The sequence below is a fragment of the Arthrobacter sp. ZBG10 genome, assembly GCF_001238605.1.
GTDB lineage: Bacteria > Actinomycetota > Actinomycetes > Actinomycetales > Micrococcaceae > Arthrobacter.
The window spans coordinates 42,627-61,508 of sequence record NZ_LFQH01000001.1 but is presented as its reverse complement, the minus strand read 5'-3'; the positions used below and the strand labels follow the sequence as shown (position 1 = coordinate 61,508).

At 67.0% G+C, this 18,882-nt stretch carries 22 protein-coding genes and 1 pseudogene; 8 read left to right on the top strand and 15 right to left on the bottom strand.

What is annotated here, in order from left to right:
• Positions 1–98: 98 nt before the first annotated feature.
• Positions 99–440, top strand: coding sequence for a hypothetical protein (locus ACU18_RS00265; protein WP_050683514.1), 342 nt, complete (start codon positions 99–101; stop codon positions 438–440).
• A 150-nt stretch (positions 441–590) separates the two neighbouring features.
• Positions 591–908, top strand: a complete 318-nt coding sequence (locus tag ACU18_RS00260; RefSeq protein ID WP_050683513.1) for a hypothetical protein — start codon at positions 591–593, stop codon at positions 906–908.
• Between the two features lie 172 nt (positions 909–1,080).
• On the opposite strand, the pseudogene ACU18_RS20120 reads toward ACU18_RS00260, so the two are convergent.
• Together ACU18_RS20120 and ACU18_RS00255 are read right to left on the bottom strand one after the other, a co-directional pair.
• Positions 1,081–1,209 (bottom strand): annotated as a pseudogene (locus ACU18_RS20120) (GNAT family N-acetyltransferase); the annotation flags it as partial.
• Between the two features lie 21 nt (positions 1,210–1,230).
• Positions 1,231–1,581, bottom strand: coding sequence for an ArsR/SmtB family transcription factor (locus ACU18_RS00255; RefSeq protein ID WP_050683512.1), 351 nt, complete (start codon positions 1,579–1,581; stop codon positions 1,231–1,233).
• A 104-nt stretch (positions 1,582–1,685) separates the two neighbouring features.
• On the opposite strand from ACU18_RS00255, the gene arsB reads away from it, so the two are divergent.
• The 3 genes from arsB to ACU18_RS00240 are packed head-to-tail and all read left to right on the top strand — an operon-like array spanning position 1,686 to position 4,610.
• Positions 1,686–2,777 carry an ACR3 family arsenite efflux transporter gene (gene arsB, locus ACU18_RS00250; protein WP_442853696.1) on the top strand — a complete coding sequence of 364 codons (1,092 nt, stop codon included), beginning with the start codon at positions 1,686–1,688 and terminating at the stop codon, positions 2,775–2,777.
• A gap of 27 nt (positions 2,778–2,804) precedes the next feature.
• Entirely contained in the window at positions 2,805–3,227 is a 423-nt protein-coding gene (locus ACU18_RS00245) for an arsenate reductase ArsC (RefSeq protein ID WP_050683510.1), read from the top strand.
• A gap of 15 nt (positions 3,228–3,242) precedes the next feature.
• Positions 3,243–4,610 (top strand): FAD-dependent oxidoreductase, encoded by a 1,368-nt coding sequence (locus ACU18_RS00240; RefSeq protein WP_050683509.1) that lies wholly within the window; start codon positions 3,243–3,245, stop codon positions 4,608–4,610.
• Here the strand turns inward: ACU18_RS00240 and ACU18_RS00235 are convergent.
• Positions 4,585–5,118: a GNAT family N-acetyltransferase gene (locus tag ACU18_RS00235; RefSeq protein ID WP_050683547.1), complete on the bottom strand. Its 534-nt coding sequence runs from the start codon at positions 5,116–5,118 to the stop codon at positions 4,585–4,587. The two genes, ACU18_RS00240 and ACU18_RS00235, sit on opposite strands and share 26 nt — an antisense overlap.
• An 81-nt stretch (positions 5,119–5,199) precedes the next feature.
• Here ACU18_RS00235 and ACU18_RS19470 point away from each other — a divergent pair, with 81 nt between their 5' ends.
• Positions 5,200–6,021: a hypothetical protein gene (locus tag ACU18_RS19470; RefSeq protein ID WP_050683508.1), complete on the top strand. Its 822-nt coding sequence runs from the start codon at positions 5,200–5,202 to the stop codon at positions 6,019–6,021.
• Between the two features lies 1 nt (position 6,022).
• Here ACU18_RS19470 and ACU18_RS00225 read toward each other — a convergent pair whose 3' ends face one another.
• The 10 genes from ACU18_RS00225 to aztB all read right to left on the bottom strand — a co-directional run bounded on the left by ACU18_RS00225 (position 6,023) and on the right by aztB (position 16,039).
• On the bottom strand, positions 6,023–6,256 hold the full coding sequence (locus tag ACU18_RS00225; RefSeq protein ID WP_050683507.1) for a hypothetical protein: 234 nt from the start codon (positions 6,254–6,256) through the stop codon (positions 6,023–6,025).
• Between the two features lie 100 nt (positions 6,257–6,356).
• The gene (locus ACU18_RS00220; protein ID WP_157407493.1) at positions 6,357–8,402 is read right to left on the bottom strand and encodes a DEAD/DEAH box helicase; all 2,046 of its coding nucleotides are present in this window, start codon (positions 8,400–8,402) and stop codon (positions 6,357–6,359) included.
• 490 nt (positions 8,403–8,892) lie between these two features.
• Positions 8,893–9,234, bottom strand: coding sequence for a YciI family protein (locus tag ACU18_RS00215; protein ID WP_050683505.1), 342 nt, complete (start codon positions 9,232–9,234; stop codon positions 8,893–8,895).
• Positions 9,235–9,369: 135 nt separating this feature from the next.
• The gene (locus ACU18_RS00210; protein WP_050683504.1) at positions 9,370–10,347 is read right to left on the bottom strand and encodes a patatin-like phospholipase family protein; all 978 of its coding nucleotides are present in this window, start codon (positions 10,345–10,347) and stop codon (positions 9,370–9,372) included.
• Positions 10,348–10,543: 196 nt separating this feature from the next.
• Entirely contained in the window at positions 10,544–10,888 is a 345-nt protein-coding gene (locus ACU18_RS00205) for a hypothetical protein (protein WP_157407489.1), read from the bottom strand.
• Between the two features lie 170 nt (positions 10,889–11,058).
• The gene (locus ACU18_RS00200; RefSeq protein ID WP_050683502.1) at positions 11,059–11,700 is read right to left on the bottom strand and encodes a hypothetical protein; all 642 of its coding nucleotides are present in this window, start codon (positions 11,698–11,700) and stop codon (positions 11,059–11,061) included.
• 75 nt (positions 11,701–11,775) lie between these two features.
• Complete coding sequence (aztD, locus tag ACU18_RS00195; RefSeq protein ID WP_050683501.1) at positions 11,776–13,008, bottom strand: zinc metallochaperone AztD; 1,233 nt, start codon at positions 13,006–13,008, stop codon at positions 11,776–11,778.
• A 43-nt stretch (positions 13,009–13,051) separates the two neighbouring features.
• A complete protein-coding gene (gene aztC, locus ACU18_RS00190; protein WP_231685963.1) occupies positions 13,052–13,948 on the bottom strand; it encodes a zinc ABC transporter substrate-binding protein AztC in 897 nt (298 codons plus the stop codon).
• A 5-nt stretch (positions 13,949–13,953) separates the two neighbouring features.
• Positions 13,954–15,159, bottom strand: a complete 1,206-nt coding sequence (locus ACU18_RS00185; RefSeq protein WP_231685962.1) for a hypothetical protein — start codon at positions 15,157–15,159, stop codon at positions 13,954–13,956.
• Positions 15,152–16,039: a zinc ABC transporter permease AztB gene (gene aztB, locus ACU18_RS00180; RefSeq protein ID WP_050683498.1), complete on the bottom strand. Its 888-nt coding sequence runs from the start codon at positions 16,037–16,039 to the stop codon at positions 15,152–15,154. The genes ACU18_RS00185 and aztB overlap by 8 nt, the downstream gene beginning before the upstream one ends.
• Positions 16,040–16,096: 57 nt before the next feature.
• Between aztB and aztA the strand changes: the two genes are divergently transcribed.
• Positions 16,097–16,801, top strand: coding sequence for a zinc ABC transporter ATP-binding protein AztA (gene aztA, locus ACU18_RS00175; protein WP_231685961.1), 705 nt, complete (start codon positions 16,097–16,099; stop codon positions 16,799–16,801).
• Between the two features lie 29 nt (positions 16,802–16,830).
• On the opposite strand, the gene ACU18_RS00170 is transcribed toward aztA, so the two are convergent.
• Together ACU18_RS00170 and ACU18_RS00165 are read right to left on the bottom strand one after the other, a co-directional pair.
• Positions 16,831–17,547, bottom strand: a complete 717-nt coding sequence (locus tag ACU18_RS00170) for a hypothetical protein (protein ID WP_050683497.1) — start codon at positions 17,545–17,547, stop codon at positions 16,831–16,833.
• Positions 17,544–17,930, bottom strand: a complete 387-nt coding sequence (locus ACU18_RS00165; RefSeq protein WP_050683496.1) for a PadR family transcriptional regulator — start codon at positions 17,928–17,930, stop codon at positions 17,544–17,546. Before ACU18_RS00165 ends, ACU18_RS00170 begins: the two co-directional genes overlap by 4 nt.
• A gap of 246 nt (positions 17,931–18,176) precedes the next feature.
• Between ACU18_RS00165 and ACU18_RS00160 the strand changes: the two genes are divergently transcribed.
• Complete coding sequence (locus tag ACU18_RS00160) at positions 18,177–18,803, top strand: hypothetical protein (protein ID WP_050683495.1); 627 nt, start codon at positions 18,177–18,179, stop codon at positions 18,801–18,803.
• Positions 18,804–18,882: the final 79 nt, after the last annotated feature.

The window sequence follows — 18,882 nt, the reverse complement described above, 5'->3', positions numbered from 1 at the left end:
CATAAGGGGGCTGCGGGAGGGGTCACAAAAGACTCCCGGAGGAGTAGCGTTCGCCATATGGGGCGCTGCTCCGCGCCCACCGCCGAAGGAGGAAATTCATGGGTGACGTGTGGATCCGTACGCTGGGAAACGGACTGGTCCGGGCGGACCGGGTCACCGAAATCTCGTCCACCCGCGGCTCGCTGCACGAGGACCGGGGCTACTCCTTGAAGGTCATCGTGGACGGGAAGGGCCATGTGGTGATTGACGACGGCGACCTGCCGGGTTCCCCGGACCGGCGGCTGGAATACGCGCGGCACCTTGAGGACGCGTTGCTTCTGGCCATCGATGAGGCGCGGGGCGCGGGGTCCGCCACGGTGATTGCCTACGAGCCGGAGAGCGGGCGCTGGTCCGCCGTTCCCGTGGCTGCCTTGACGGGCCGGCTGCCCCAAACCATCTGATCCGGTCCCGGCGCCGGGCAGCCCCGGGAAGCCGGCCGGATATCCGGTGTTGCGCAGATCACATTTCCCACCTAACCTTGTAGAGGCTTATGCAGGAGGCCAAAGCACAAAGCTGCAGCGTCGCAGCTTTGGCAGGGGAAGGCCGTTTTTTTGAATTCGAAGCTCAACATTGTGGTGCGGGTGGATCTGGACCGCGCCCGTGCCCAGGTGATCGCCAAAGGCCATGTCACCGTCCACAGCGTCAACGCAATTTACGTGGTGGCCAAGCGGGCCAACGCACTGAAGCAGAACCTCCAGCTGGAACTCGACGTTTCCCACGCAAGTGTGGACCGGGAAGCCCTGGAGATGCTGCAGGCATCGTCGCAGCAGCACCATCTGCCCGTCCGGGTGGATCCGCAGCAGTCCGACTGCACCATCAGCGTCCTGGCCCCGAAGCGCCAGTACCATCCGGGCGCCCTGGCCGCTTAGCCAGGGCAAGGAATCCCCCAGCGCCCGCCCTTCGGGCCCCAGGGATCCACGCCACCTTCATCTTTCAAAGCTTCCATCACCCGCGAGTGCGGCCGTACCTGAATACACGGGTAGCCGCACCGGGGTCATGGAAACCCCCTTTGCCCGGCCCGATGACTGAACCCGGCTGTGGTCAGATCGCCAAGGAGCGGCGTTCGATGAGTACTGTGTCGCGCCATAGTCCCGCGTGTGCGCCGTGTGGCATCAGTGCGATGCGGCTTCTGCGTCCGACGATTGTGAACCCCGCCGTTTCGTGCAGACGGCCAGCGAACGCTCACCACAGTCACAGAGTGGCCAGTATGCCGGCAACGTCGTCCAACGCCCCTGGGATCAGTGAGTAATAGGCCCAGGTGCCGCGCTTTTCGCGATGCAACAGACCGGCCTCGACCAGGATCTTCAAATGGTGGGAAACGGTCGGTTGGCCAAGGTCGAGCGGTTCGGTGAGGTCGCAGACGCAGGACCCACCTGACTCGCCTGCTTTGACAATGGAGAGCAGCCGCAGCCTGTTCGGGTCGGCCAGGGCCTTGAAGATGAGAGCTTTCTGCTGCGCTTCTTCAGCGTTCAGTGCCGGCCTTTCGGAGGGGACACAGCATGAGGCGTCGACCGCGGGCTCAAGAGTTTGCAGGGAGTTCATGCGTTCCATTATGCATGCAGATTGACAATCATCGATATAGATGGTGATACTCCTGTATTGATCTTCATCAATTTACTGCTGAACTGCACAGGAGACCCGTGAGTATCCGGACCAATACACTGCCACGCCGCCATGACGAGGCCGCCGTCGTTGGCAAACTGTCCGCTCTGGACCGTTTCCTGCCGGTGTGGATCATCGCCGCGATGGCCCTTGGCTTGCTGCTGGGCAGCGTGGTCCCCGGCTTGAATACGGCGTTGGAGGCAGTGAAGGTCGGCGAGGTGTCCCTGCCTATCGCCGTGGGACTGCTGGTGATGATGTATCCGGTGCTGGCGAAGGTCCGCTACGATCAGGCGCACCGCGTTTTGGCTGACCGGAAGCTGATGATCACTTCCCTGGTCATCAACTGGCTCCTGGCCCCGGCGTTTATGTTCGCCCTGGCGTGGATCTTCATCCCGGACCTGCCCGAGTACCGCACGGGACTCATCATCGTGGGCCTGGCCCGTTGCATCGCCATGGTGATGATCTGGAACGACCTGGCCTGCGGTGACCGCGAATCCGCGGCCGTTCTGGTGTTCATCAACTCTGTCTTCCAGGTTGTCGCCTTTGGTGCCCTGGGCTGGTTCTACCTCCAGTGGCTCCCGTCGCTGCTGGGTCTGCCCACCACCAGCGCCGACTTCTCCTTCTGGGCCATCACCGCCTCGGTGCTGATCTTCCTGGGGATCCCGCTGCTGGCCGGCTTCCTGACCCGCACCGTCGGCGAAAAGGCCAAAGGCAGAGACTGGTACGAGGACAGGTTCCTGCCCAAGCTCGGACCCTGGGCACTCTACGGGCTGCTCTTCACCATCACGCTCCTGTTCGCCCTGCAGGGCGGCACCATCACGTCCCGCCCCCTGGACGTGGTCCGCATCGCCGTGCCCCTGCTGGTCTACTTCCTGGTTGTCTTCGGCGCGGGAATGGTCCTGGGCCGGGTGCTCAACCTCGGGTACGCCAAGACCACAACCCTGGCATTCACCGCAGCGGGCAACAACTTCGAACTGGCCATCGCCGTGGCCATCGGCACCTTTGGGGTCACTTCCGGCCAGGCTCTCGCCGGGGTTGTCGGTCCCCTGATCGAGGTGCCCGTCCTGGTCGCCCTCGTCTACGCGGCCCTGTGGGCCCGCAAACGCTTCTTCCCCGCCGAACCCGCTGCCCTCTAGCCCCCGCGACGTCACTTGGAGAACACCATGAGCACCGAACCCATCAAGAAGCCTTCCGTCCTGTTCGTCTGTGTCCACAACGCCGGACGTTCCCAAATGGCCGCCGCGTTCCTGACCACTCTTGGCAAGGGTGAGATCGAAGTCCGCTCAGCCGGCTCCCAGCCCGCCGAGAAGGTCAACCCGGCCGCCGTGGAAGCCATGGCCGAGCTCGGCATCGACATGTCCGCTGAAATCCCCAAGATCCTCACCACCGAGGCCGTCAAGGAATCCGACGTTGTGATCACCATGGGCTGCGGGGACGAATGCCCCTACTTCCCCGGCAAACGCTACGAGGACTGGGTCCTTGAGGACCCTGCCGGTCAGGGCGTGGCCGCCGTCCGCCCCATCCGTGATGAGATCAGGACCCGCATCGAGGGCCTGATCGCTTCGCTCGTCCCGGCCGCCAAGTAAACCACCCACGATCCAGTGAAGACCTTTCCCATCGCGGTCATCGGCGCCGGACCCATTGGTCTGGCTGCTGCCGCCCATCTGCTCGAACGGGGACTCGAACCGGTCATCTTCGAAGCTGGCCGTACGGCGGGCGCAGCCATTGAGCAATGGCGACACATCCGCCTGTTCTCCCCCTGGCGGTTCAACCTGGCCGACGCAGCCGTCCGGGTCCTAAAAGCCACTGGCTGGGAGTCTCCCCGCCTCACCGCCCTGCCCAACGGCGGGGAACTCATCGATAACTACCTCATCCCGTTTGCCGCCACCCCGCAGATCGCTTCCCGGCTTCAGACCGGCGCCCGGGTCATCGCGGTGACCCGGCAGGGTATGGACAAAACCCATGTCCGGGACCGCGACACCACTGCCTTCGTTGTCCGGGTCGAACACCACGGCGGCGAAACACGGGACCACACCGTGGCTGCCGTCATCGACGCCTCCGGCACCTGGTCCACCCGCAACCCTGTCGGCACCTCCGGCCTGCCGGCCATCGGCGAGACCACCGCAGGGAACCGGATCTCATCTCCCCTGCCCGACGTTGTTGACCGCGACCGCTCGGCCTTCGCCGGCCGCCGCGTTGTGGTCGTCGGGTCCGGCCACTCGGCAGCAAACACCCTGATCAACCTTGCCGCCCTCGCAAAAGACGAAGCCAGCACCTGCATCCTCTGGGCCGTCCGTGGCGCGTCGGCCGAAAAGGTCTACGGCGGCGGCGAGGCAGACGGGCTGCCAGCACGTGGCCAACTCGGCTCCCGCCTCCGCCGCCTCGTCGAAGCCGGCATCATCGAACTGCACACTGGATTCGGCATCGCGGCCCTGAAGAACCTCGACTCACACGTGGAGGTCGAAGCCGTGGACGGTCGCACCATCGAAGCCGACGTCATCGTCCCCTGCACCGGCTTCCGCCCGGACTTGGAGATCCTGCGCGAACTGCGCCTGGACCTGGACCCCGCTGTTGAAGCCCCTACCGAACTCGGCCCGCTGATCGACCCTGAATTCCACTCCTGCGGCACCGTCCCAGCACACGGCGCGAAGGTTCTGGCCCACCCCGAAAAGGACTTCTACATTGTCGGGATGAAGTCCTACGGCCGGGCACCGACCTTCCTGCTCGCTACCGGCTACGAGCAGGTCCGCTCCGTCGCCGCAGCCCTCGCCGGTGACCAGGAATCGGCGGACACCGTCCACCTTGAACTGCCCGAAACCGGGGTATGCTCCGCAGACGCCGGCACCAGCTGCGACGTTCCCCCCGCAGTCACCACAGGATCGCAGGAGCCCGAACCGGGCTGCTGCGCCGCGCCGGAACCGGCCAGGCCGGGCTTCCGGCAGGTCAGGAAACCAGCGATATCGGCTTAATATCCGGTTCCGGGTCGGTGCGCAGCCGGGCGTGGGTTTCCACGTCGTATCGTTCGGATCCGTACAGCAGTTTGCCGCGTTCGATACCCTCGGCGAGGAACCCGGCACGGGCAGCCACCCGGCAGGACGCCGGGTTGTTGGTGCGGTGGCCCAGTTCCAGCCGGAACAGACCGTCGCCGAACGCCCAGCCTGCCATCGTGGCCAACGCCCGTGCCGCGTACCCGTGACCGCGGGCCGGACCGGCCAGCCAGTAATATGCCCAAGCGGTGCCGTGGCGGCGTTCGATCGCTGAGAGGCCCACGTTTCCCACCACGGCGTTGTGGACGGTGATGGCCCAGTTGCGACGGGAATCGTTGAACGGAAGCTGGGCCAAGATGATGTCCCGGGCCTGTCCCACGGTGGCGGGACCGGCGCCGCCCAACTGGACCACCAGTTCCGGACTGCCGGCAACGGCAGTCACCAGGGCCGGTGCGTCATCGGTGGTCCACGGGCGCAGTTCAACGGTCATGGTCTCCATGGTGCCCGATCCGGGAGCATCAAGGCTTCCACCCGCCCCGATCCGGCCGGCCCGCTATAGAATGGGGCCATCATGACCGGCGCCCGTTCCCGTCTTTTCGCTGGGCTTTTTGCCTTGGCAACCCTGCTCGCGGCCTGCACGCCCGCGACCGGCACCACAGCGCCCAGCACCGCCCAGGCTCCGTCACCATCCGCCGCCGCTGCAGCCGCGGGGGAAACCGCCGTCGTCCCTACCCCCGCGCCGACGGCCGCCCCGGAGCCGCTGCCAGGCACAACGCCGGCTCCCCCGCCGCCGGTCCCCCAGCCATTTGCCCTCAACCTGTACCAGGAAGGCGACTTTGTGCCGCAGTACACCTTCGACTGGTGCGTGGCCGCGAGCATCCAGATGGCGCACAACCTGATTGACGACACCGGCGGCGGCACGTGGAACGACCGTGCCCAGCAAAGCGCGTTGTGGGAGCAGGCCCGGGCAAAGTCAACCAATGCCTACAACGGCGCCAACCCGTTCGGCTGGGCCCAGGTGCTCACCGAAAGCGGCATGGGGCCGTACACCGTGGTCAGCATCGCGGACTATGGCGAGACGCTGCGGACTGCCGCGCGGGCCATCGCCGGGACCGGCAGGCCAGTGGGACTGGTGATGTGGAGCGGTCGGCACGCCTGGGTGATGAGCGGGTTCGAATCCGTTGGCGATCCGCAACAGTTCGCAGATTTCCCGGTGACCGGCATCCGCGTGGTGGACCCGCTGTACCCCTACGGCAGTGGACAGTGGGGCCCGTCGCCCGCCCCGAACAGCCTGCTGACCCCCGATGAGTTGGCCACCCAGTTTGTGGTCCGCGAGCCGCGGCGCTGGAGCAGCGAGCTTCCGGCAGGCTACCTGCTGGTGCTGCCGCAGTAACTCAGCTGGCAGACGGATCCTCGCCGTTAGCCACAGTTTCGATCCAATCAACAGCCCCGTCAGAAAGCTGGAGGCCGTGTGGTGATTCGTTGGCCCAGCTCTGGGAATCAGTGGTGCCGCCCGCAGCAGCCTTGATGCCGTCAACCACTTTCGGCGGCAACGGCTCGCCGTTGTGTTCAATCAGCCAGTCGCGGGTTTCTGCGTCGAGCAGCGGCCACCACACACGGATATCCATCAACACAGCATCCCACCGATGCGGCATCGGGTACACAGCTGCTTGTCAGCCAACTCCCGGCCAGGCACCGCTGGGCGCCCGGCCGGAATGGCTTCGCAGGTCAAACCGCGACGCGGGCCTCCAGCGCATCGGTGAGCAGCGCAATCAGGGCACCGAGCTGGATGTCCTCGGAGGAGGAAACATCCTCATCCGATCCATCCAGGGCACGGGCCGCAAGGCCGGCCTTGGAATCGATCAGCTGCGCCACCTTGGAGTCGATGGTCTGCGCAGCGATGATGCGCCAGGCGGTCACCGGCTCTTCCTGGCCGATGCGGTGCACGCGGTCAATGGCCTGCGTCTGCTCCGCGTCGGTCCAGGACAGCTCGGCCAAGACCACGTTGGAGGCAACCTGCAGGTTCAGGCCCACGCCGGCGGCGCTGAGTGAGCACACCACCACTGCCACGTCCGGATCGTTGATGAACGCGTCGATGTTTTCCTGGCGCTGCTTGGCGGTCTGGTCGCCCCGGATGGAGGAATAGCGCAGGCCGCGCTTGGCGAACGTCTCTTCTGCCACGTCCATCACGTCGATGTGCTTGGCGAAGAACACCACCTTGCCCACGTTGCGGGCCAGCTGCGCAGCGTAGTCCGCCGCGAGCCCGGCCTTGGCCTGGCCGATCCGGCGCATGACCCCAAAGACGTTCTCTTCGGAGCTGGCAGCCTTGGTGTCTTCCCGTTCCCAGCGGGCCACGCGGCGCACAAGCTCCTCGTCGATTCCCACCACCGGCACACTGGACTTCCGGTTTTCGATCGCCGAGTCGTAGCGCTGCACCAACCGGCGGGCCAGCTCGCGTTCGGCTGCGCGGATGGAGCGGCCGGCTTCGTCGTCCAACTCGACCGGGAGGTCGGCGATCCGCCGGGCCGGGATGTCGGCAGCCACGTCCACTTTCCGCCGTCGGACGATCCCCAGGTCCACCACGCTGCCCCGTGCCGCGGTGTAAAAACCGGAGTCGGCAGGGGTGAGGCCGTTATCCTCCAGCGCGCTCATGAGCCTGGCCAGGGGTTTTTTGTCGTCAATCCAGCCGAGGAACTGCCAGATGGCACGGAAATCCTCGATGTCATTGATCAGCGGCGTTCCGGTCAGGGCCATCAGCAGCGGGCGGACCGTTCGCTCCCGGATCTGCTCGGAAAGCTGCAGGACATGCTGGGAGCGCTGGGAGGTTTTGTTCTTGATGAAGTGGGCCTCGTCCACCACCATGCCGCGGAACCCGAAGCTGCCCAGCCATCCCACGTGACGGTCCAGCACCTCATAGTTGACCACCACAATGTCGGCGAACCCGTCGATGGTGTCGCCGTTGCCGTTGACCACGGTGGCGGTCCGTCGCGGCGCCCACAGCGCGGCTTCGCGGGCCCAGTTGGTCTTGACCACGTTGGGCACCACCACCAGCAGCGGGAATGCGTCAGCAGCTTCGGCGGCGAGCAGCGCTTGTGCGGTCTTACCCAAGCCGGGCTCGTCCGCGAGCAGGAATGTCCGGTGCCCGTCCTTGGCGGCGGCCACGAGCTGCGCCTGGTGCTTCATAAGCTCCAGCCCGGCCGGGGCGCTGATACGGGAGTCGTTGGGCAGGTCCATGCAGGAGGAGGCGCCGCCATATTCGAAGGACCTGAACAGTGGGCCCAGGAGTTCCCAGCTGCTGAGCCGGCCGGTGGGACGTTTGTGGTCCACTGCCGAAAAATCGGGGGCCAGGAAGGGGTTGGACAGCTGCCGGGACACCACCGACTGCGGCACCACGCTGCGTTCCGGAACCAGCGGGGCTGCATCCGGTTCGGGTGCGGGTTCCGGCGCGGCGGTGATTTCCACGCCTGCGGCACGCTGCATGTCACGCTTCAGGCTGGCTGCAGCGTCGGAGACAGGTGCGTCCTCGGGCAGGAGGATCAGCAAAGAGGTGTCCCTCGCAGCGGTCTTGGCCAGGATGGTGGCCACCCCGTCCAGGCGTTTGAGCTGCTCGTTGCGCTGCGCCTCGGTACTGTCGGCGTCGGCCTTGATGCGGGCCCGCTCCTCGCGGACCAGCAGGGCCACCACCTGGAAGGTGGTGCGGCCGGAGGGCCGGACCTTGCCGTTCTGCGCGGCGGACTCGACTTCCCGGACGGCCCGGGCCAGGACCGGGATCATCCCCTCGTTGTCAAGATCGCGGGCACGTCGGGGTGCGCGCTGCTGCGCACTGCCGCGGCGCTGGCCGCCGGTGCGGGCGGCACCGCCGGTAGCGGCACCCTTGCGGGTGGCGCCGGGTTGGCGTTGGCCTCGAGCCAAAAACTTCTCCTCCGTTGGACCGCAATGAGCGGACGGGCGGACCCGGCGTGGACGGCCGGGACTATCAGGCGCATGCCATCGGCCCCTTGCAGGACCTTGGTGACGCGGCCCGGACCCATCGGTCCCGGAGGGACCGGGGCGGCAGCGGATGTGCTGCCCCCGCGATGGGACCGGAAAACCCCGGGAGCCGTGACCACCATGCACCGGACTGAAGCCAGGGCGAGAAGGGCGGAACGGCGCAGGGGCCGGTACTCCCCCTATCGTACCGTCCACACCGCTGATGCGTGACTTCCTGCCTTTTCGACGGCGGGAACTTACCCTTGCTTCGTTCGGCCGGGGACCGCCGCCGGGTTCAGCTGGCGGGGTCGTAGTGGAAAGCGCGCACTTCCTGCGCGCACCTGCACGCCGCAGCGATCTTTGCTGCCCACTGCAAGGCCGCATCGTGGGAAGGCAACTCCAGCACCGAATAGCCGCCTTCGAGCTGGCTGGTCTGCGGGTAGGTTCCCTCGTGCACCGACCCATCGCCGTCGACCATTACTGGTGGGATGCCCTCATCAATACCGCCGCCGAAGACCCAGACTCCGGCGTCCTTGGCTTCCTGGACCACAGCGTGGGATGCATCAACAACAGCCGGCATGTCCTCTTCCGGCACCACCATGGCGGCACTCGGAAACGAGATCAAGTATTTTCCCATCGCGTCGGCTCCTTCTTCGCAGCTTGGGTGCGTTCATCTTCGCCGACGGCGGCGCGGCACGCAAGGATCCAGGCATCGCGGCGCCTGTTATCTTGACGGTGGAATCTTGGGCGATTGTCCTGGGGCTGGTCCTTCTCACCCAGCGGCCTGCGTGGGGTAGGCCTGCCCTGAAGTAAATGGCCTGGCAAGCCTGCCGGCGAGGGCGCGGCCCTGGTTGAATCCGGCCCGGGCAGCGGGCAGGCGCAATGACAGGTCCATGGCACTGGGCCCGAAAAGGTGCGCGGATCCGCTGTCCGGGAACACCGTTTCCACGCGGCTGCCTCCGGCCCGCAGCGCATCCACCTGCGTTGCCAGGTGCAGGCCCCACTCCACCGGCGTCCGCGACCTGCCACTGAACGGTGACAGCACCAGCACGTGCGCGTAGCCGGCCGCCAGGTCGGCATTGTCCGCGTTGGTCCGGTAGCCGCCGTCGATGTAGGGGCCATCGCCGATTCTGTACGGGGCGCCGCTTGAACAGCTCGCGGCAACAGCGTCCACCAGGTCAACCCCGCTGTGGCGGTCGAACACCACCGGGTCCCCGGTGCGCGCATCTACGGCAGTGATGAGCAGCCGCCTTTCCGGCCACTCCAGGCTGGGCAACCGGGCGGCGACGGTGGCGCGCCATCGCGCTTGCGTTGAAGCGGACGACGCCGGCACGGCCTCGAGCGCGGACGCGCCCATCCTGCGGCGCATGTCGGCAGCATCCGCCGCAGCGGCGATCACGGCGGCCGTCCGTTCCATCTGGGTGAGCACCGGCGCCGCGGCTTGCGCGCCACCGACGGGACCGCCGGCCGCCTGCCGTGGCGGCGGGGCACCGGCGTCGAGGATGGCGGCCAGCAGGTCAGCCGGGTCCGCGCCGGTGATTTGCGCCGCAGCCGTTGATCCGGCCGAGGTCCCCACAATGAGGTCGGCCGCCGCTGCGTTCACGCCGGCGTCCTGCAGACCGGCGATGACGCCGATCAGCCAGGCGTTGCCGGTTGATCCGCCGCCGCCCAGGACCAGGGCCCGTTTGCCGGCCGTCGGCGCGTCAGCTCCCGGGGCGGAATGCAGGCTTGGAGAATGTGTTGTGTTCATGGGAGTCGCCTCTTCGCGTAATGCCTAATGGAAGGCGCTCCCGGTGGCGGCTAGGAAAACCGCACGTCCGTGGACTCCAGGGGAGCACCCGGTGCTGGTACTGCGTTCACGGGTCCCACCTCCTGCCGGTTGTTCACGATTGTTTTGAAACTAGCACCTCGCACAAAGCAGCACAATCACTGAAGTGCGCCCATGCCTACCCGTTCCGGCCGGCGTAAACCGTGGCTGCCACAATGAACATGATCCCGATGACAGCGAACAGGCCACCGAAGGCCCGGATGTAGGCCGGCCTGGCGAAAAACGAGTTGGAGTAGTCAACGCCCATGGGCTTGAAGTCCTTGACCATGCCGGCGTACGCCTGCGCGGATCCGCGCACGTCGAAGACGAGGGCCAGCCCCAGCAGCACCGCGGCAACGCCTACAGCGCCGAACGTCCAGGGCACCACCTCAGCCGATTGCGCCCGGCCGGTGAATGCCGCCAGCGGCACCGAAAGGAAGGCCACCGCGAACACCACCATGTAGAGGACAAACAAGCCCTTCACCGGTTGCGGCAGTTTCCTCACAGCACGCCACAGTTGCATCATGTTCCAATCCGTCCGGGGCTGCAGCATCGCAGCGGATACAGACCAAGTAACTCATGGATCGGACACACACTGAACCACCTTTGGGCCATCTTGAGGATCGGTTGCCAATTGGGCCCGGCCCCATGGAGTCAGAAGCTGTCCTCCTGCGCTGTCCCGGTTCGTGCCAGGAAATCACCGGCCCGCCGGAACTGCCTGAGCGTCACCACAAACAAGGCGGCCATAAAAGGGATCAGCGCGCACCACAGCCACTGGAACCAGGTCCATCCATCGCTGAAAGTGGTCAGCAACTGGGACACGTAAAGGAGCATGAACCCCGGGAACATCAGCAGGGTGGGGGCCAGGCCTTTACGCACCAGCGCAGCGGCGCCCCTCAGCACGGGTACTTGCCCGGGGATGGTCTGCTTTTTACCCTCGATCTGGTCCATCAAGGCTTTACGCTCCGGTTTCTCCAGCCAGATGAGCCCGCCCGCGTGCTTGGGCCGAACCAGCGGCGTGACCCGTTTGGCCGAATAAACCATGGAACCCACCAACGCGCCCAAAGCCGCGAAGAAGAGGCCAACGCCCACCTGGGCCACCCGCTCGTCGGGGTCGTTCCCGTAGATCCACAGGCCAACCACAAAACCGGCAGCAAGAAGGACCGCCACCCCCACAGGCAGGTAAATCCTGTAGAACTTCCACACGGCCTGACCGGTGCCTTCGTCCGTGACCCCGATGACGGCCCGCTCCGTCTTCGCCCACCGGACGGCCGGGTCGTCATTGTCCCAGTTCATCCCAGATCCCCGATCCCTTGTCCGCAGATCCTAACCTTCAAGGCCCGGATCTGCGGCCAAGCTGAGGATTGGAACCTAGCCCGTCACCCCGGTGAGCTCGTTCGGGGTCTGGTCCAGGGTGCCGCTTCCGGTCACCGTGCCGGCCTCGATGTCCACCGCGTGGATGGTGTTGGTGGCGGGGTCGGTCACAAAGGCGGTGTGGTCGTTGACGAACACTGTGGGCCGCGGCTGCTGCCACTGCAGCGGCTCCTCCCAGGCGCCCACCACGGGGATGCTGCTGGTGACCTTGGCCGTGTCGGGGTCGATTACGTGCAGCGAACCGTCCGTGCCCAGCACCAGGGCCTCACCGTGCGGCCCGCGGGCCAGCGACCGGAAGCTGTAGCTGGTCCCCAGGTCCACCAAAGCAAGCTCCTTGGTTTTGGTGTTGATCAGGGAAATCTGCTCCGGGCGTTCCAGCTCGGCGTCCTTGTCCTTCTTGTAATCCCCCAGCGTCACGGCGGACTCATCGGACCCGGCCTGGTTCCCGATCCGGCCGTACTCCGTGGGGCTGGCCACCTTGGTGATGGTCCCGCCGGAGTAGATCAGGACGCCGGTCTGGCAGCCGATCACCACGGCCTCACCCTCGGCAGTGGCTTCGCCGTGCACACCCGGGCAGTCCTCGTTCCGGGCAATCTCCTTGCCGTCCTTGTCCAGCACCACAATGCCGGGCCGGCTGTCTTCGTTGCCCAGGGTGAGGACCAGTTCGCCGTTGGCCAGTTCCACGGCCACGCCGTGGTGTGCTTCCTCGGCCTGGTGGGTCTGAACCTCAGGCTGGCCCTTGGCCAGGTCTGCCGAGTTGAAGATGCTGATCTCGCCGGTCCCGTCGCTGAACAGGATGGTCTTCCCGTCATGCCGCACCACGTGGCCGGGCTTGGACGTGGGGAACACGATGTCCGTCATGGCCGGGTCCTGCGCATGGTGGGTGGAGCCGTCGGTCCACACACCGGTATCAAGCACCTTGAAGCCCTCCGTGGTGGAGATGATGACGTGCCGCCCGTCCCCTGCCGGGTTGACGCGGTTGAAGCCGGCAAGGGGGTAGTCCCCCAGCACCTTGAAGGAGGCGCCGTCCAGGACCTGGATGCCGCCGTCGTACGTGGTGACGATGCGCGGCGCCGCTTCCGGAACCGTCGCGGCGGCAGACGCCGACGGTGAAGTTCCGGCGGCCGGGCCGGCGGTTCCGCCGCAGCCGGTCAGCAGCAGGCCCGTGACGGCGAGCGCCGAGAGCAGCCGGATGGGCGAGGATCGGACAAGTGAAGTGCGGTGGTGCATGGGTGCTTCCTTTTCTGGGTGGGTGATGGCAAAAAATATAGAATCAGGTCAGTGCGTCGGTGATGCGCTGGGTGTTGGACCGCATCATGTCCAGGTAGGTCTGGGCGCCGGAGCCGTCCGCGCCCAAAGATTCGGTGAACAGCGGGACCACGGCGATGTCCATCCCGGCTTCGGCGGCCAGGACCTGCGCCAGCCGCTCGGGCTGCGAGGAGTCCGCGAAGATCGCCACCACGCCGGCGTCGCGGATGGCGCCGGTCAGCCCGTTGAGGTCCGCAGAGCTGGGCGAGGCCAGCGTGGTGCCGCTGGGGATCACGGCGCCGATCACGTCGAACCCGAAGCGCTGGGCCAGGTAGCCGAACACGTGGTGGTTGGTGATGAGCTTGCGGTGCGCGGCGGGAATGCCGGCGAAGCCCGCTTCCATGGCCGCCTCCAGCTCCGTCAGCTCCGCGGTGTAAGCGTCCGCCTGGGCCTGGATCACCCCGGCGTCCACCCCGGCCACGCGCCCTTCCACGCTGTCCGCAATGGCCGCCACGGCCTGGCTGACGCGGGCGGGGTCGGTCCAGAAGTGCGGGTCCTGGGCGCCGGACCCGTGGCTGAACGCAAGGGGCTCGACGGCGTCCATCGCCGCCAGCGTCGGCACACCCGCCGCGGCGGCAGCTTCGACGTGGTTGAGGACGCCCTCTTCCAGCCCGCCGCCGTTGTGGATGATCAGGTCCGCGGCTTCGATCCGCGCTGCCTGCTGCGCCGAGATGCCGAAGGAATGCGGGTCCGCGTTGGCCTCCATCAGCACCACCACCTCGGCCTGATCGCCCACAACGTTCCGGGTGATGTCGCCCAGGATGTTGGTGGTCACCACCACGGTGGGCTTCGCGGCAGCCGCCGGTGAACAGCCTGCCAGCGCCAACACCGCCAACGCAGCTGCCAGAGTGCCGGCCACCAGGCGCCTCACAGTCCGGTCTCCAGGACCAGGTCCGCGGCGGGGACGTCGAACGTGCGGGCCGCGCGCAGCTCATCGGCGTAGTCGAGTTCCAGGACCCTGGAGCCGGCGGGATCGCTGAGGTAGGCACGGGAGGCATCAACCCGAAGGGCGGGGACCGCAGGTTCGGAACCCGTGAGCGGCGCCAGCAGCGGAGCTTCCGCCGTCACTGCACCAGTCCGCGGGTCCAGGGTGCGCAGGACGCCGTCGACGCCGAGGGCCAGCACCCTGCGCGTGTCGCCCACGGCGGATGCGGCCACGGTCCGGGCGGGCGTGGGCAGCAACGTCCACGTCCGCGCGGACACGTCGAGGTGCCAGACGCCGGCGTCACCGGCAGGGCCGGCCAGTTCGTTGGACCCCGCCCGGTGTTCCAGGGAGGTGGCTGCCGGTACACCCGCGTTGGCCGCCGGGTACGGTATCCGCTCGGCGGCGAACGTGCCGTCCTCCTCCGTGATCAGCAGGGCGGCGTCGGCACAGGCCAGCACCACACCCACCCGGGTGGTGGCGGAGGCAGCGGGATCCTGGCAGTCCTGCCGGGCCAGGACGGTGGCATTGGCGTCGTCGCGCACTTCCACGCCGGTAGCCACGGCTGAACCCTCAGCCGCCACACTGGCAATGAAGTGGCCCTCGTACGGAACCACCATCCCGCGGTGCGCGGAGGTGGTGATCCGGAAAGCCTCGTCGATGCTGCCCGCGTCAAGGTCCTTGTGCCGGAAAACGGCTGCGTAGCCGCCGGTGTCCGAGAAGACGGCAAGGTCTTTGCCGTCCCCGGCGATGCTGCCCGGGCCCGGGACCTCAATGGTCCCCACGGTCCGTGGTTCGGAGCTGTAGTAGTGGGCGTGGTCGCCGTGGTCCACGGTCCAGGCGCCGGTGTCGAAGACCTCCACGTGCTCCGGCGTGGTGACCAGGGCGTAGCGGCCGTCCTGGTGGAGCGCGTCCACTTTGCCGAACCGGCCGGCGTCGGACGTGTCCCCGGTGAGCAGCGACAACAGCCGGGCCTCCCCCGTGGCCCTGTCGACAGTGAGCAGGCCGGTTTGCGGCTCCGGGTTTTCCTGGGCGCCGGCCACGTAGCCGTGGGGTGTGGCGGCCGGCTGAGACGGTTCAGCAGCAGTGGGAGCGGCGCAGGCTGCCAGCAGCAGGGGCAGGGCGGCGAGGAGGAGCGCGGGCTTAGGCATGGTGCGGTGCACTGGAGAAAGGTTCCGTTTCTGTGGAGGGTGCGGTGGGGCGGGGTGCGGGCCGGTTCCGGCGGACCAGGAACCGGACAGCAGCCGAGGCGAAGTAGGACAGGGCCGCGGTCAGGGCGATGGTGGCACCGGCGGCTGTGCCGGCGAACCAGGAGATCCAGAGGCCGGCCGCCACGCTGGCAATGCCCACCACCGAGCCCAGGACCATCACGCCGCGGACGGACCGGGCCCACACCAGCGCGGCGGCAGGCGGCGCGATCAGCAGGCCGAACACCAGGAGGGTGCCCACCACTTGGAAGGACGCGGCCACGGCCAGGGTGATCAGGAACAGCAGCACAAAGTGGGCCAGTCGGGGACGCAGCCCCAGGCTGGCGGCTTTGTGCGGATTGAATGCGGCCGCCATAAAGGACCGGTGGAACACCGCGGCGGTGGTGAGGACAACAAGTCCGACGGCGGCCAGCACCAGCAGGTGCTCCGTCCGGACGGCCAGGACGTCCCCGAAGAGCGTGCCGGTAAGGTCCACCGCGAAACCCCCGGATGCGGACACGATGATCACACCGAGCGAGAGCATCACGACAAACAGCAGCCCGATGGCGGTGTCCTGCGAGACGCGGCGGTTCCGGGTGATGGCCGAGACCCCGGCAGCCGTGGCCGCGGCGCTGATGGCGGCACCAAGGATGAGGTTGCCGCCCAGCAGCGAGGCAACGGCGATACCCGGCAATAGTCCGTGGGACATGGCATCGCCCAGGAAGGCCATGCCGCGCACCACCACCCAGGTGCCAACAACGGCGCAGAAGACCGACACCAGGGCGCCGCCCAGGAGGGCACGCTGGAAAAAGGACGCGTTCAGGGGATCAAGTAACCATTCCATCGCCGTTCACGATACATTAATAATGAGAATCATTCGCAACATTTCGACGGAGCGCAATTGTCCAGGATCATTTTTGACGGGGCCGGGTTCGCCTACCCTGACCGGCCGGTGCTGGACAGCATCTCGCTGGCCATCATGCCCGGCTCCCATACGGCGCTGACCGGGACCAACGGGTCCGGCAAGTCCACCCTCCTCGGCCTGGCGGCAGGCATCCTGAAACCGTCAGCCGGGACCGTCACGCTTCCCGCAGGGCAGCGGCCGGCGTTTGTCATCCAGCACACGCACACCCCGGAGGTGATGCCGTGCACAGTCCGGCAAGCCGTGGAGATGGGCCGCTGGCCGCACCGCAGGGGCTGGCTCCCGCTGCGCCCGTCGGACCGGCGCGTGGTGGCGGAGGCCCTGGCGAGGATGGGGATCTCGGACCTGGCCGGCCGGCAGTTGACCGAACTGTCCGGCGGGCAGCGGCAGCGGGCCTTGATTGCCCAGGGCCTGGCGCAGCAGGCCGGCATCCTGATCCTGGACGAGCCCACCGCCGGGCTGGACAGCCACGCCAGGACACTGATCAGGGAAGCCATTGCTGCGGAGTTGGCGCGCGGGGTGACGGTACTGGAGGCAACCCACGACGACGGCGACATCGCCCTGGCGCACCGCGTCATTACGCTGGCGGTCGGCAAGGCGACGGCTGGCAAGGCGAAGGCGGGCGCGGTCCGGGGCCGGCAGGGAGCGCCCGGCAGCCCTCAGGCGGCGGTTTCACCGGCATAGCCGGCTCCACCGCCGCCTGGCTCAGCGGCTCAGCTCAGTGTCCGGGCGAGCCCCAGCATGGCCAGGGCGAAGAGCGGGAACAGCCAGTTGGCAATCACCACACCCACTTTGGCGCCTACACCGCCGGTTGCCTCGGCAGCGGCCAACGGATCCGCGATGTCGTCATCCTGACCGGGACGGCGGGAGATGACGGTGTTCCTGACTGACAGGGCCACCATCACCACGGCGGTGCCCACAACCCACGGCAGCGGCTCGATGGCCAGCCACGCGTCCGCCTGTTCCGTCGGCGCCACGATGGCGGAAAGCAGCCCCGCCGCTGCGCACACCGCGGCGAGGCAGGCCAGCACCCACAGGCGCCGGATGACCGCCGTGAGGTAGAGCGGCAGGAACGCGATAAGCACCACGGGCAGGGCCAGGAGGGCCAGCTGCGCGGGCGAGACCAGCATCGTTTCGGACCTGACCCAGGCCATTACGGCCTGATTGAAGAGAAGGAAAGCCAGCAGGCCCAGGAGCGCGGGCCAGAGTGCCGTGCGCACCCAGTGGTGCGCCGGCGCAGCGGGCAGGTCCAGGGCGGCAGCATAGTCGCGAGCCGGCCCAAAGGCGTCCTCGGCCCGCTGGCCGGTGTCACCCAGGAGTTCGCGTGCACTTGCCACCGCGTCGCCGATGGCGCTGCCGTGCACCTGGCGCAAACGCAGCTCCAGGACGAGGTCGTCAAACCATTTTCTATCGGCGGTTTCCTGCATCATGTGGTGGACTCCTTTGTTTGGCGCTCGGGGTCGAGGTAGTGGGTGCTCAGGTGGGTGAAGCGCAGCCAGTCCGCGCTGAGGCGGGACAGTTCGGTCCGGCCCAGGGGGGTCAGGGCGAAGTATTTACGCCCTGGCCCGTTGACGCCTGCCTTCCACTCGGTGGAAACCAGGCCGGCCGTCTCGTAACGGGTAAGGAGCGGGTACAGGGTGCCGCCCTTGATGACACCGAACCCGTGCTGCTCGAGTTCGCTGATGATCGCGTAACCGTAGGAGGGCCCGGCCTGCAGCGCACGGAGGGCAAAAAAGCCGAGCGTGGCCCGGAGCCAGTCGCTGGGCCACTCGGCGCCGTCGGGCGGCTGTGGCGGTGAAGAGGAAACATCCATAGCTATATTGTCACTCTAAGTAGTTAGCCTGTAAAGCCCACGGAACCTGCCGCATCAAGAAGGCGCGCAAGGCCCGGCTAAAGAAAATGACAACCCAATGACACATCTGTCACGTGGTCTGGTTATAGTTTGCGGACTCCCGTATCCCGACCGTGTCAGCGCTTGGGGGCCACGGACACTTGGAAGTGCTTTGCGGGCCGACCGAGCAGGAACGTCTCTCCTATCGGTCAAGGCAAGGTCTCAGAAATGCACACACCCTCATCACGCACACGCAAAATCGCCATGTTCGCTTCCGCTCCCGTCGCCCTCCTGATTGCCGGCGGCATGGTCTGGCAGGGTTCGCAGGCTGCCTTTACGGCCTCCACCCGCAACGCCGGCAACTCCTGGAGCACCGGCAACGTGGTGCTTACGGACGATGACCTCGGCGCTGCGGCGTTCCACGTGGAAAACATCGTCCCGGGCCAGACGGGCCAGAAGTGCATCGTTGTTACGTCCCAGTCCAATGTGGCCGGCGAAGTCCGGGCCTACACCCAGAACCTGGTCACCTCAAAGGGTCTGGAAAACCGGATCTTCTTCGACCTTGAGCAGGGCACGGGTGGATCGTTCAACGACTGCACCGGCTTCACGCCCACGGCCAACACGGTCCCTGAACTGCCGCTCTCCACCCTGGCCACCGTCAACCGCGACTTCGCCACCGGCGGGGCTCCGTGGGACACCACCGGCACACCCGGCGAGACCCAGAGCTACCGCGGCACCTGGCGCTTCGACACCACCAACCTGAGCCAGGACGAGGTCAACGCCCTGCAGGGTGCCCGCGTGAGCATCGACCTCGTATGGGAACTCCAGTCCGACAACGCTCCCACCACCCCGTAACTCCGGCCTGGCAACCACAGCGCTGTGAACCGGGAAAGGCCCGGGTCTGCACCGGGTCTTTCCCGGGGAGCAGGACTGT